This window comes from Tistlia sp. (assembly GCF_040905785.1).
Taxonomy (GTDB): Bacteria; Pseudomonadota; Alphaproteobacteria; order Kiloniellales; family DSM-21159; genus Tistlia.
The window spans coordinates 24,933-37,763 of record NZ_JBBDQW010000036.1 but is presented as its reverse complement, the minus strand read 5'-3'; the positions used below and the strand labels follow the sequence as shown (position 1 = coordinate 37,763).

At 71.3% G+C, this 12,831-nt stretch carries 9 protein-coding genes; 1 reads left to right on the top strand and 8 read right to left on the bottom strand.

Annotation, left to right across the window (positions count from 1 at the left end; all coding sequences use genetic code 11):
- Positions 1–82: 82 nt before the first annotated feature.
- The 8 genes from WD341_RS09080 to WD341_RS09045 all read right to left on the bottom strand — a co-directional run bounded on the left by WD341_RS09080 (position 83) and on the right by WD341_RS09045 (position 11,602).
- Entirely contained in the window at positions 83–1,402 is a 1,320-nt protein-coding gene (locus WD341_RS09080) for an O-acetylhomoserine aminocarboxypropyltransferase/cysteine synthase family protein (RefSeq protein ID WP_368425126.1), read from the bottom strand.
- Positions 1,403–1,848: 446 nt separating this feature from the next.
- A complete protein-coding gene (locus tag WD341_RS09075; protein ID WP_368425125.1) occupies positions 1,849–2,349 on the bottom strand; it encodes a CoA-binding protein in 501 nt (166 codons plus the stop codon).
- Positions 2,350–2,354: 5 nt separating this feature from the next.
- Positions 2,355–3,584, bottom strand: coding sequence for a threonine ammonia-lyase (locus WD341_RS09070; protein ID WP_368425124.1), 1,230 nt, complete (start codon positions 3,582–3,584; stop codon positions 2,355–2,357).
- A gap of 37 nt (positions 3,585–3,621) precedes the next feature.
- On the bottom strand, positions 3,622–6,018 hold the full coding sequence (locus tag WD341_RS09065; RefSeq protein WP_368425123.1) for a penicillin acylase family protein: 2,397 nt from the start codon (positions 6,016–6,018) through the stop codon (positions 3,622–3,624).
- Positions 6,019–6,214: 196 nt separating this feature from the next.
- The gene (locus WD341_RS09060) at positions 6,215–7,261 is read right to left on the bottom strand and encodes a proline racemase family protein (RefSeq protein WP_368425122.1); all 1,047 of its coding nucleotides are present in this window, start codon (positions 7,259–7,261) and stop codon (positions 6,215–6,217) included.
- Positions 7,262–7,448: 187 nt separating this feature from the next.
- Complete coding sequence (locus WD341_RS09055; protein WP_368425121.1) at positions 7,449–8,972, bottom strand: aldehyde dehydrogenase family protein; 1,524 nt, start codon at positions 8,970–8,972, stop codon at positions 7,449–7,451.
- Between the two features lie 303 nt (positions 8,973–9,275).
- Positions 9,276–10,805: a malonyl-CoA synthase gene (locus WD341_RS09050; RefSeq protein WP_368425120.1), complete on the bottom strand. Its 1,530-nt coding sequence runs from the start codon at positions 10,803–10,805 to the stop codon at positions 9,276–9,278.
- A 47-nt stretch (positions 10,806–10,852) separates the two neighbouring features.
- Positions 10,853–11,602: a GntR family transcriptional regulator gene (locus tag WD341_RS09045; RefSeq protein ID WP_368425119.1), complete on the bottom strand. Its 750-nt coding sequence runs from the start codon at positions 11,600–11,602 to the stop codon at positions 10,853–10,855.
- Positions 11,603–11,771: 169 nt separating this feature from the next.
- Between WD341_RS09045 and dctP the strand changes: the two genes are divergently transcribed.
- Positions 11,772–12,770, top strand: a complete 999-nt coding sequence (dctP, locus tag WD341_RS09040; RefSeq protein WP_368425118.1) for a TRAP transporter substrate-binding protein DctP — start codon at positions 11,772–11,774, stop codon at positions 12,768–12,770.
- Positions 12,771–12,831 lie beyond the last annotated feature (61 nt).

Genomic DNA, 12,831 nt, shown 5'->3' with positions numbered 1-12,831 from the left:
TGCCGTGCACTACTCCCCTCAGAAAAAATCCCGGACAGCAGTGCGCCTTCGCGGGAATGACGAAGAAGCGGGACGCCGCGCGCTACTCGGCCGCCTGGGCCGCGCGGGCGGCGACGGCGAGGGCCTGGTCGAGGTCGGCGGTGAGGTCGGCAAGGGTCTCCAGGCCGATCGACAGGCGGATCACCTCCTCGCCGGCGCCGGCGGCGGCGCGCTGCGCCTCGCTGAGCTGGCGGTGGGTGGTCGAGGCCGGGTGCAGGATCAGCGAGCGGGCGTCGCCGACGTTGGCCAGGTGGCTGAACAGGTTGACCGCCTCGACCAGCTTGAGGCCGGCGCGGTAGCCGCCCTTGAGCCCGAAGGTGAAGACCGAGCCGGCGCCCCGGGGCAGGTACTTGGCCGCGAGGGCGCGGTAGGGGCTCGAGGGCAGGCCGGCATGGGACACCCAGGCGACCTCGGGATGGCCCTCCAGGAAGGCCGCGACCGCGGCCGCGTTCTCGACGTGGCGCTCCATGCGCAGGGACAGAGTCTCGGTGCCGAGCAGGGTCAGGAAGGCGTGCAGCGGCGCCATGGTCGGGCCGAGGTCGCGCAGGCCGACGGCGTGGGCCTGCATGGTGAAGGCCATGTCGCCGAAGGTCTCGTAGAAGGACAGGCCGTGGTAGGCCGGCTCGGGGGCGTTCAGGCCCTTGAACTTGTCGGAGACGTTCCAGTCGAAGCGGCCGGAATCGACGACCGCCCCGCCCATCGCGGTGCCGTTGCCCGACAGGAACTTGGTCGTCGAGTGGATCACCAGGTCGGCGCCCCACTCGATCGGCCGGCACAGGTAGGGCGTCGCCAGGGTGTTGTCGACGATCAGCGGGATGCCGGCCGCCTCGGCGATCCGCGCCAGGGCCTCGAGGTCGCTGACGACGCCGCCGGGGTTGGCCAGGCTCTCGCAGAAGAGCGCCTTGGTCCGGGGCCCGATGGCGCGCTCGACGGCGTCCAGATCGTCGAAGTCGACGAAGTCGCAGTGCCAGTCGAACTTCTGGAAGGACTTGCCGAACTGGGTGATCGAGCCGCCGTAGAGCCGGGTCGAGGCGACGAAGCGGTCGCCGGGCTCCATGAAGGCGAAGAAGGTCAGGATCTGGGCGGCATGGCCCGAGGCGCAGCAGGTCGCCCCCCGGCCGCCCTCGAGGCTGGCCAGGCGCTCCTCCAGCACCGCCACCGTCGGGTTGGTCAGGCGCGAGTAGATGAAGCCGAAGGTCTGCAGGTTGAACAGGCTCGCGGCATGGTCGGCGTCGTGGAAGACGTAGGAGGTGTTCTGGAAGATCGGCGTCTGCCGCGCGCCCGTCACCGGCTCGGGCTGCGCGCCCGCATGGAGCATGCGCGTCTCGAAGCCGTAGGTCGGCGGCTGCTTGCGGTCGGTCATCCCTGCCTCCTCTGCCGCTCCCCCGGGGGAGCCCAGGCGAAGCTATAGCGCAGGCGCGGGGCCTGTCGAAAGGCGGGCGAGATGCGTGGAGGCGGGTGGAAAATTAGGGATGGATTCAAATTGTGCGCATCTGTCGGATGCCGCCGCCGGTGGGCCGTGGAGACGACGCCTTCAGGCATCTATTGAGTCGATATAAAACAAGAATTTACGGTCAACTCCTCACCCTTATCGTCATCGCCGCGAAGGCGGGGATCGATGGGAACGGCACCCCCAGCGCGGGCGCGCGAGCCTCGGCGCAAAGGGCCTCGCCCTATGGATCCCCGCCTTCGCGGGGATGACGACAGGAGGGGCGGAAACGACGACAGAAGGTCGGGGACGACAGAAGGGGCGTGGGGCGGGTGTCCTTGGGTGCGCGGGGACGTCCCGCCGCGCGATGGCGCCCGCCTCTAGGCCACCCGCAGGCGGCGGCGCTTGGCGGTGATCACCTTGGAATCGAAGCCGGCCCAGGAGAGCTCCGAATGGAGGCGGCCGAACTCGATCTTGGGGCAGCGGTTCATGACGACCTGCAGGCCGGCGGCCTCGGCGCGCTCGGCGGCCGGGTCGTTGCGCACACCGAGCTGCATCCAGAGGGTGCGGATGCCCTTGTCGGCCCTGAGCGCGATCGCCTGGTCGGCGACCGCTGCGGCGGCCTCCGAGTTGCGGAAGACGTCAACTAGCTCAAAGGGGCCGGGGACCTCGGCGAGCTCGGCGTAGACCCGCTCGCCCAGGATCTCCTGGCCGGCCTGGCCGGGGTTGACCGGGATCACCCGGTAGCCCTTGTCCTGCAGGTACTTCATGACGAAGAAGGAGGGCCGGTTCCACTTCGGGCTGGCCCCGACCATGGCGATGGTCCGGGTCTCCTGCAGGATGCCCAGGATGTAGCCGTCGGAATAGCTGTCGTGGTTCATGGTGCCTATATGGACCCGTCGATCGACTTGGTCGAGAGCACCCGGCTGGAGAAGCCGGCCTGCTTCAGGTCGGCGACGATCTCCAGGACGTGGTCGCGGTTGCGGGTCTCGACGATGACGTCGATGTCGGCCTGCTTGACCGGCACGTCGGCGAAGAGGCGCTGGTGGGTGACCTCGACGATGTTGCCGCCGGAGTGGCCGATGACCTGGGCGAGCCGGGCCAGGGTGCCGGGCTGGTCGACGATCGAGACGCGCAGGCGGACGACCCGGCCGTCGCGCACCAGCGCCCGGTTGAGCACGCCCGAGAGCAGGCGCACGTCGATGTTGCCGCCGCAGATCACGGTGGCGACCCGGCGTCCCTTGAAGCGCTCGGCCTGGGCCAGCAGGGCGGCGACGCCGGCGGCGCCCGCGCCCTCGGCGACCAGCTTCTGCAGCTCGGCCAGGGCCGAGACGGCGCTCTCGAGCTCGCTCTCGCTGACCAGCAGGATGTCGGCGACGAGAGCGCGGATGATCTCGCGGGTCAGGGTGCCGGGGGTCTTGACCGCGATGCCGTCGGCCAGGGTCGTGCCGCCGGCGCGCGGCGTCTCGCCGCGCAGCACCTGCTTCATCGAGGGGAAGAGCTCGGCCTCGACGCCGATCATCTCGATCTCCGGGGCCAGCGCCTTGACCGCCGTCGCGATGCCGCCCATCAGCCCGCCGCCGCCGATCGGCACGACGACGCAGTCGAGCTCCGGCCGGTCGGCCAGCAGCTCCAGGCCGATGGTGCCCTGGCCGGCGATGATCAGCGGGTCGTCGTAGGGATGCACCCAGACCAGGCCCTCGCGCTCGGCGCGCTCGCGGCCGGCCTCGTAGGAGGCGTCGAGCGTCTCGCCCGCGAGCACGACCTCGGCGCCGAGCGCGCGGGTGCGCGAGACCTTGGTGAAGGGCGCGAAGACCGGCATGACGATGGTCGCCGGGATGCCGAGCCGGCTGGCGTGGTAGGCGACGCCCTGGGCGTGGTTGCCGGCCGACATGGCGATGACGCCGCGCTTGCGCTCGGCGGCGTCGAGGCTGAGCAGCTTGACCAGCGCGCCGCGGTCCTTGAAGGAGCCGGTGAACTGCAGGTTCTCCAGCTTCAGCCAGAGCTCGCAGCCGATCAGCTCGCCCAGGCGCCGCGCCTCGATGGTCGGCGTGCGCACGACCTGCCCCTCGATCTGCCCGGCGGCGCGGCGGATGTCGTCGATGGAAACGCTCACCTGTTCCTCCTGCGGCGCCGTGGCGCCCCCTGCTCTGCTACTCGGGACGAAGCACCAGGATCTCGGCGGCCGCTCGCTGCGGTGCGACCAGTTCGACCGTGGCGCCGTCGCGCCAGCGCTCCAGGAAGTTGCCGTAGAGCGGCGACAGCGGGTTGCCGGACTGGCCGCTGTCGAGGACGAAGCGCGAGGCGTCGAGGTCGGCAAGGTCGAAGACCGCGCGCAGGCCGGCGCCGTGGACGTGCTGGAACAGCCGGGATTCGTCCAGGAAGACCGGGGTGCCGCGGTCGATCGTGTCGTTGCCGCCGCCGGTCGGAATCGACAGCGTGGTCAGCGGGCCGAGCAGCGGCAGGTACTTGAACAGCGGGTGCGCCAGCTTCACCTCGTGGAAGTCGCCCCACCGCCAGTCCGCTGGGGGGCCCTCGGCGCCGAGCCGGCGCAGCAGGGCGATCGCTTCCGCAAGGGCCTGGCGGACGGCGGCGTCGCAGTCTGCGGCCTGGCCCCGGCACCAGCGCGGCGAGACGGTCAGCGCCCGCCCAATCGCCTCGGGGTTCCAGAAGGCGATCTCGCCGTAGGCCGCGCCCAGCTCGTCGGCGAACAGCAGGTGGTTCAGCTCGCGCAGCCAGGCGTGATAGAGCAGCGGCTCCGGCCGGTCCCGGCCCATGGTGCCGTCCCAGGAGGCGAGCAGGGCCCAGGCCTCGGCGAGCTCCGCCTTGGCGGTCTCGTCTTCGGCTGGGTTGGCCTCGCCTTCGGCCGGGGCGGACTCGAGCAGCAGCGGCAGCAGGCGGCGCGCCGACAGCGAGACCTGGTCGAGCTGCAGGGCCGCGGCCTCCTCGGGGCCGTGGCGCGGCTGCGCCTCCAGCACCTCGGCGATGCGCCGGTAGCGCGCCGGGTTCTGCCATTCCTTCGCGATCGAGAAGGGGTAGTCGCGCCCGGCGATGCGGTTGTTGGCGTTGGCGAGCCAGCCTTGCGCGGGGTCGAGGGCGTGGGGCAGGGACTCGAAGGGCACGAAGCCCGACCAGATCGCCTCGCGGTCCCGGGCATCGACGGGCCGGCTGCCGTCGTAGCCGAGGCGGATCGGCACCAGGCCCGGCGACCAGAAGCCGATGTGGCCCTCGACGTCGGCGTAGAAGACGTTCTGCTGCGGCGCCTGCCACAGGCGCATGGCCTCGCGGAAGTCGTCCCAGCCGCGCGCCCGATTGAGCGCGACCAGGGCGTCGGGCGTGCTGTCCCGGTCCGTCAGCGCCGGCCAGGCCAGGGTCGCGACTCGATCCTCGCCGAGGTCCGGGTAGTCCTTCGGCCCGACCGCGTCGCTGACCACCGGTCCGAAGCGCCCCTGGCGCAGCGTCGCCTCGACCGCCTCGCCGCCGCGCACCGGGATGGTCTCGCTGCGCGTCTCGAATGGCCGCGGGCCGTCGGGCGTCAGGTAGCGCGAGGGGTCCTCGGGGTCGAGCGTCTCGATGGCGAAGTCCTGGGTGTCCGAATGGGTCGTGGTGAGGCCCCAGGCGATGTGGCCGTTATGGCCGATCAGGACCACGGGCACGCCGGGCGAGGTCGCCCCGGCGAGCACGCCCTCGGGCGTCTCCAGGCGCGCCAAGTACCAGGTCGAGGGTACCTGCAGCATCAGGTGCGGGTCGTTCGCCAGCACCGGCTTGCCGGTGCCGGTGCGCGCGCCCTCGACGGCCCAGAGGTTGCTCGCGCCGTAGCTGGTCAGCAGCTCGGGCACGGCCGACAGCAGCGTCCGCCCGGCGAGCGCCGCCAGGTCGTCGCCGGCAATGGTCGGGTGGCTGGCGGCCGGCTCGTCGGGAAAGAGGTCGGCCCAGTCCCCCGGCCCGAGCACCGCGTCGAGCCGGACGTTGCGCAGCTCGTCGCGCCAGTTGCCCGACAGCCGCAGCGCCATCAGCTTGGCCCAGAGCAGCGAGTCGGCCGGGGTCCAGGGCGCCGGCCGGCCGAGCGCCAGGAACTCCGGCGGCAGCGCGCCGCCGTGGCTGTCCAGCCAGGCGTTGACGCCGGCGGCGTAGCCTTCGAGCAGCGCCCGGGTCTCTGGCCGCAGCGTCGCGACCTGGGCATCGACCTGGCGGCCGAAGCCGAGGGTGCGCATCAGGAGGTCGTACTTGACCATGGAGCCGCCGGCGACGGCCGCCAGCTGGCCGCGCCCGGCGAGGCGCAGCATGATCATCTGGGCCAGGCGGTCCTGGGCATGGGCGTAGCCGAGGCCGAAGGCGGCGTCGGGCCAGCTCTGGGCGCGCACGGTCAGCAGGCCGTCGGCGTCGCGCCACAGCTCGACCGGCGCCTCGGCGCCAGCGACCAGCACCTCGCCCTCGGTCTCGGGCAGCGAGGTCCCGAGCCACAGCCAGCCCCCGACGAGGACGATCAGCAGCAGCGCCAGCAGGCCGCCGAGGACGCGCAGGCTCCAGCGCAGCAGGGATTTCGGCAAGCGGGCGCTCCGGACGAGAAGGGGACGGGCGGGCTGGAGCGAGACCATAAGTCACCGCGCCCGCGGTTCCAATGGAGTCCGGGGGGCACGGGCGGCTCGGCCCGCTGGTGTCGCCGCCACGGCGCTTCGTGGTTCGACAGGCTCCCCACGAAGCGAGGGGGCGGCGGCCGCCTGGTCGGAGGGACGCCGAGCGCCCTCAGTCCAGCGCGCGGAACCAGGTGTCGGAGAGGGTGTAGCCGGCGGGGAAGGGGTCGCTGGCGTCTAGGACATAGCGGTGGTGGCCGGTGATCCAGGCGCGCCCCGCGATCGAGGGCACCACGGCCGGGCGGCCGCCGACCTCGGTCAGGCGCTCGATCCGGCAGTGGAACTCGGTGTCGAGGATCGAGCGGCCGACGAAGGTCTCGCCGACGCCGATCTCGCCGCGGGCGTGGAGCACGGCCAGGCGCGCCGAGCAGCCGGTGCCGGTCGGGCTGCGGTCGAGCTTGCCGGGCGAGATGACCACCGTGTTCTTGCCGACTAGGCGGCCCTCGGCGTCGGTGCCCGGCGGCAGGGTGAACTGCACGAAGGAGACGAAGTCGATCTCCGGGTTCTCCGGATGGCGGATCGGCAGCTGGGCGTTGACCGCGGCCTTGACCGCCTCGCCGGCTTCGACCAGCCGCCGCGCCTCGCCGCGCTCCAGGCGGAAGCCGAGGGCGCGGGCGTCGAGCAGGGCGAAGGAATCGCCGCCGTAGGCGAGGTCGACGTCGAGCCGGCCGAAGCCCGGCACCTCGACCGTGGCGCCGAGCGCGAAGACGAAGGAGGGCAGGTTGGTCACGGCGATCCGCTCGGCCTTGCCGCCCCGGCAGCGGGCCACGACCTCGACCAGGCCGCCCGGGGCCTCCAGCGTCAGGCGCGTCTCCGGCTCGGTCATGGCGACCCGCCCGGTCTCGAGCAGCACGGTGGCGACGCAGATCGCGTTGGACCCCGACATCGGCGGGTAGTCGGCCGGCTCCATGACGATGAAGCCGGCCTGGGCGCGCGGATCCTTCGGCGGGACCAGCAGGTTGAGGTGCACGAAGGCGCCGCCGCGCGGCTCGAACAGCAGCAGGCGGCGCAGGTCGTCGCTCTGCTCCTTCAGCCAGCGCCGCTGCGCCCACAGCGTGTCGCCCGGCGGCGGCGCGACGCCGCCGACGATGACCCGCCCGACCTCGCCCTCGGCGTGGCAGCCGACGACCTCGATGCCGCGCGGGTCGAAGAGGGCCATGGCGTGCGCGTCTCCTGTTGCCTGGACTCCGCCTTTCCCCTTTTTCGTCATTCCCGCGAAAGCGGGAATCCATGGGGAATGGCCGCCCGTGCCGACCCTGGCGGGTGAGCGGGAGGCGAGTCACTATGGATCCCCGCCTTCGCGGGGATGACGGAAAAAGGGGCGGGAATGACGAGAAAAGCGCCGCCTACTCCAGGTTCACGATGATCGTCTTCTTGTGGGTGAAGTGCTCGAGCATGGCCTCCAGCGTCGCCTCCTTGCCCAGGCCGGAGGCCTTGACGCCGCCGTAGGAGAGGTTGGGCATGACCACGAGGTTCTGGTTGACCTGGACGAAGCCGGCCTCCAGCCGCCGGGCGCCGTCGAGGCCGGTCTTGAGGTCCTTGGTCCAGATCGTCGCGGCCAGGCCGTACTCGCTGTCGTTGGCCTGCTCGAGCGCCTCCTCGAAGCCGTCGAACTTCACCACGCAGGTGACCGGGCCGAAGATCTCCTCGCGGATCAGGCGGCTGTCGCGCGGCAGGTCGGTGAAGATCACCGGGCGCACGAAGTAGCCCTCCTTCAGCTTGGCGTCCCCGGCCGGCAGGGCCGAGCACTCGTGGGCCCGGCCGCCCTCGCTGCGGCCCCTGTCGATGTAGCCGGTGACGCGGTCGAACTGCTGCAGCGAGACGATGGTGCCGATGTCGGTCTTCTCGTCCAGGGGATCGCCCATGACCAGGGCGTCGACCTTGGCCTTGACCGCCTCGACGAAGCGGTCGTGGACGGCGGCCTGGACGTAGATGCGGCTGGCGGCGGTGCAGCTCTGGCCCTGGCGGGTGAAGCGCATGCCCGAAACCGCGCCGGCCACGGCCTTGTCGAGGTCGGCGTCGGCCATGACGATCATCGGGCTCTTGCCGCCGAGCTCCAGGGTCACCGGGATCAGCTTGTCGGCCGCCGCCTTGTAGATCAGCCTGCCGGTCTCGACCGAGCCGGTGAAGGAGATCTTGCCGACCTTCGGGTGGGTGACCAGCGGCTGGCCGCACTCGGGCCCGTAGCCCGACAGGATGTTGAACAGGCCGGCCGGCAGCACCTGGTTCATCAGCTGGCAGACGCGCAGCACGGCGAAGGGCGCCTCCTCGGCCGACTTGACCACCACCGCGTTGCCGGCGACTAGCGCCGGCGCGATCTTGTAGGCCATCAGCATCATCGGCACGTTCCAGGGGATGATCGCGCCGACGACGCCGATCGGCTCGCGCACCGTCATGGTCATCATGTCCGGGCTGAAGGGCACGGTCTCGCCCTTGAGCTCGCTCGCCAGGCCGCCGAAGAAGGCGAAGGCGTCGGCCAGCACGCCGGCCTCGACGCGGCTCTCGGTGCGCAGCGCCTTGCCGGTCTCCAGCGCCATCAGGCGCGCCAGCTCCTCCTTGTGCGCCTCCAGCAGGCGGGCGCACGCGCCGACCAGGCGGCCGCGCTCGCGCGCCGGCGTCCGCGCCCAGGCCTTCTGGGCCGTGGCGGCCGCCTCGACGGCGGCGGCGACGTCCTCGGCCTCGCCGTAGGCGGCCTCGCCGACCTTCTCCAGGGTCGCCGGATAGCGCACCTCGAAGGTCCGGCCGGAGGCGGCGGGCACCAGCTTGCCGCCGATCAGGTGGCTGCCCGACAGCTCCCTGGCCAGCGACCAGGGGTCGAGGTTGGGGGATAGGCGGTCGGCGGCCTCAGCCGCGCTCGCGAGGGTCGACATGGGGCGTCCTCCGGCAGGGATGGCTCTTGCCGCAGTGGTAGGCCGAAGCGGCCGGCCGATCAATCGAAGGAGTCACCCGTCCCCTTGGAGCCACGGCACTCACACGTCTTCTTGCGTAGGAAGAACGTCCTCGCTGAGAGGCCGTCGCAGCTCGCGCTTGCATGGTTCGACAGGCTCACCATGAAGCGCAACCAAGAATCCGCGCGAGCCCTCCAGTGAATCCGCACGAGCCCTCCAGTCGCTTCATGGTGAGCCTGTCGAACCATGCAAGCGTGGGAGCTCCGGCGGAAACGGGTGCCTGATTCAGCCCCCGTAGGTGCCGTCGTAGGCGCGGCGCAGCTCGGCCTTCTGGACCTTGCCCATGGTGTTGCGCGGCAGCTGCTCGACGAAGAAGACCCGCTTGGGCACCTTGAAGTTGGCCAGCTTCCGCTTGCAGGCGGCGACCACGTCGGCCTCCTCGACCGCGGCCTCGCCGCTGCGCGTGCAGACCGCGGTCACCGCCTCGCCGAAGTCGGGGTGGGGCAGGCCGATGACGGCCGATTCCCCGACGCCGGGGATCTCGTCGACGACCAGCTCGATCTCCTTGGGGTAGACGTTGAAGCCGCCGGAGATGACCAGGTCCTTGGAGCGGCCGACGATGTGGACGTAGCCCTCGGCGTCGATCTTGGCGAGGTCGCCCGAGATGAAGAAGCCGTCGTCGCGGAACTCCTCCGCGGTCTTCTCGGGCATCTTCCAGTAGCCCTTGAAGACGTTGGGGCCCCGCATCTCCAGCACGCCGATCTCCTCGGGCCCCAGCACCCTGCCGTCCTCGTCGGCGATCCGCACCTCGACCCCGGGCAGCGGGAAGCCGACGGTGCCGGCGCGCCGCTCGCGGCCCGGGCGCTCCTCGTAGGGGTTGGAGGTCGCCATGCCGACCTCGGTCATGCCGTAGCGCTCCAGGATGCGCTGGCCGGTGCGCTGCTCGAACTCCCGGAAGGTTTCCTCCAGCAGCGGCGCCGAGCCGGAGATGAAGAGCCGCATGCCGGCCGCCGCCTCGCGGGTGAAGCCGGGGTGCTGCAGCAGGCGCACGTAGAAGGTCGGCACCCCCATCATCACCGTCGCCCGGGGCAGCAGGCGCAGGATCTCCTCGGGGTCGAACTTCGGCAGGAAGTAGATCGTCGAGCCGTTGGCCAGGGAGGTGTTGAGCGCGACGAAGAGGCCGTGGACGTGGAAAATCGGCAGGGCGTGGAGCAGGGCGTCGCCCTCGCGGAAGCCCCAGAGGTCGCGCAGGGTCAGCGCGTTCGAGCTGAGGTTGCCGTGGCTCAGCATGGCGCCCTTGGAGCGTCCGGTGGTGCCGGAGGTGTAGAGGATCGCCGCCAGGTCGTCGGCCGCCGCCTCGTGGATCTCCTCCTCCGGGCTGGCGGCGCGCGCGGCCTCGGCCAGGGTGCCGTGGCCGGCGGCGTCCAGGGTCAGGAGGTGGGCGACGCCGGCCTTGCTCGCGACCGGCGCCAGCGCGGCCTCGGCCTCGGGCCGGCAGACGAAGAGGGCAGGGGCGGCGTCGCCCAGGAAGTAGGCGACCTCGTCCGGGGTGTAGGCGACGTTGAGCGGCAGGTAGACGCAGCCGGCCTGGGCGCAGCCGAGATAGAGGAAGACCGCCTCGACCGACTTGTCGACCTGGACCGCGACCCGGTCGCCGGGCTTGCAGCCGAGCCGGCGCAGCACGCCAGCGTAGCGGCCGGCGGCGGCCTCCAGCTCGCCGTAGGCGATCTCGGCGCCGTCGGGCTGGACGATCGCCGGGCGGGCCCGGTCGGCGGGGAAGCAGTCGCGGAGGATGGCGAAGAGGTTCTGGTTCATCACGGGGCCTGGTGCTGTGTCTCGGTGACGGTCTCTGGGCTGGCGGCTCAGCCTTGGGTGGCGGCTCGGCGTTGGGTGGCGGCCCGGGCGGCAGGGCGCTGCGGGGCATCGCTCTCGTGGCCCGGCAGCCTGCCGACGCTGGACAGGAAGTCGACGAAGGTGCCGCTCTGCACGGCGACGTGGTCCCTCAGCAGCTGCGCCGCCCGCTCCTGGTCGCCGGCCCGGATCGCCGCCACGACCTGGCCGTGCTCGGCGTGGCTGTCGGCGAGGCGGCCCGGGCGGTGCAGCTGGATCCGGCGGTAAGGCGAGACCCGGCGGCGGATCTTGCGCGTCTCCTGCTCCAGGAAGACGTTGTGGCTGCCGGCGTAGATCGCCTCGTGGAAGCGCAGGTTCATGTCGTAGTAGCCGTCCGCGTCGGCGCCATCGAGGTAGGGCGCGCAGGCGGCGTGCAGGGCGGCCAGGCCGTCGCGCTCGCGCGGCGTCATGCGGCGGGCCGCGAGGCGGGCGCAGAGCGCCTCGAGCTCGCTCATCACCTCGAACATCTCGGCCAGCTGGAAGGTGCCGATGGCGGCGACCAGGGCGCCCTGGCGCGGCCGCATCTCGACCAGCCCGCTGGCGGCGAGCTGCATCAGCGCCTCGCGCACCGGCGTGCGCGACACCGCATAGCGCTCGGCCAGCCCGACCTCGTCGAGCCGCACGCCGGGCGCCAGGTCGCCGACGACGATCTCGCGCTCCAGCTCGAGGCGGACGCGGTCGGCGAGCCGCTGCCGGCCCCGCTGCGTCCCGTTCTCTGCCATGCGTCCTCCCGCGCTTTCCGGTTCGGCCGGAAAGCCTCGCCCGTTTGTATACAAGATTGCGCCGGCTCCATACAATACTGGACTCTTCTTGCGCAGGCGGGCATCGTAGCGGCAATCCGGCGCAACGCCGGGTCGGAGCAGAAACAAGCTCACCAAGGGAGGAAAAAGAATGCGCCTTGCGAAACTCAGCGTCGGCCTGCTGGCCGCCGCCGCCACCGTCGGCCTGGGCCTCTCGGCCGCCGATGCCCAGACCACGCTGCGCCTGTCGCACCAGTGGTCGACCTCGGACGTGCGCCACAAGGTGGCGGAGATCGTCGCCGACCACGTCAAGGCGGCCGACGTCGGCCTCGAGATCCAGATCTACCCGACCCAGTCGCTGTTCAAGGCGCGCGAGCAGTGGCAGCCGACCAGCCGCGGCCAGCTCGACATGACGGTCTTCCCTCTGGCCTACGCCGGCGGCGTCCATCCGGAGTTCAACCTGACCCTGATGCCCGGCCTGGTGAAGAGCCACGACCATGCCGCCCGGCTCAACGACTCCGAGTTCATGGACGCGATCAAGCAGATCGCCGAGGACGACGGTGTCATGATCCTGGTCGACGGCTATCTCGCCGGCGGCTTCGCCGGCACCGAGAAGTGCATCACGGCGCCGGAGGATGTGCAGGGCCTGCAGACCCGCGCCGCCGGCAAGGCCTTCGAGCAGATGCTGGCCGAGGCCGGCGCCTCGATCGCCTCGATGGCCTCCTCCGAGATCTACACCGCCATGCAGACCGGCGTGCTGCAGGCGGCCAACACCAGCTCCTCGAGCTTCGTGTCCTACCGGATCTACGAGCAGGTCAAGTGCTACACCCCGGCCGGGGACTACGCGCTCTGGTTCATGTACCAGCCGCTGATGATGTCGAAGGCCTCCTTCGACCGTCTCGACGAGGCCCAGCAGAAGGCCATCCTGGAAGGCTCCGAGAAGGCCGAGGCCTTCTACCTCGAGGAAGCGAAGAAGCAGGATGCCGAATCGGTCCGCGTCTTCCGCGAGAACGGGGTCGAGATCTCCGAGATGAACGAGGCGCAGTTCAACGCCTGGCGCGAGATCGCCAAGAAGAGCTCCTACCAGGAGTTCTCCAAGGAGGTCGAGGGCGGCCAGGAGCTGCTCGACATGGCGCTGTCGGTCGAATAGCCGACACCCGATCCCGGCGGCCGGTCCCCAGCGACCGGTCGCCGTTCTTTTGCGACCAGCG

What these genes read in the sequence shown, in the direction of transcription:
- WD341_RS09050 (WP_368425120.1), bottom strand. Translation starts at nt 10,805, where the DNA reads ATGAACCAGAACCTCTTCGCCATCCTCCGCGACTGCTTCCCCGCCGAC.
- WD341_RS09045 (WP_368425119.1), bottom strand. Translation starts at nt 11,602, where the DNA reads ATGGCAGAGAACGGGACGCAGCGGGGCCGGCAGCGGCTCGCCGACCGC.
- WD341_RS09075 (WP_368425125.1), bottom strand. Translation starts at nt 2,349, where the DNA reads ATGAACCACGACAGCTATTCCGACGGCTACATCCTGGGCATCCTGCAG.
- WD341_RS09060 (WP_368425122.1), bottom strand. Translation starts at nt 7,261, where the DNA reads ATGGCCCTCTTCGACCCGCGCGGCATCGAGGTCGTCGGCTGCCACGCC.
- WD341_RS09055 (WP_368425121.1), bottom strand. Translation starts at nt 8,972, where the DNA reads ATGTCGACCCTCGCGAGCGCGGCTGAGGCCGCCGACCGCCTATCCCCC.
- WD341_RS09080 (WP_368425126.1), bottom strand. Translation starts at nt 1,402, where the DNA reads ATGACCGACCGCAAGCAGCCGCCGACCTACGGCTTCGAGACGCGCATG.
- dctP (WP_368425118.1), top strand. Translation starts at nt 11,772, where the DNA reads ATGCGCCTTGCGAAACTCAGCGTCGGCCTGCTGGCCGCCGCCGCCACC.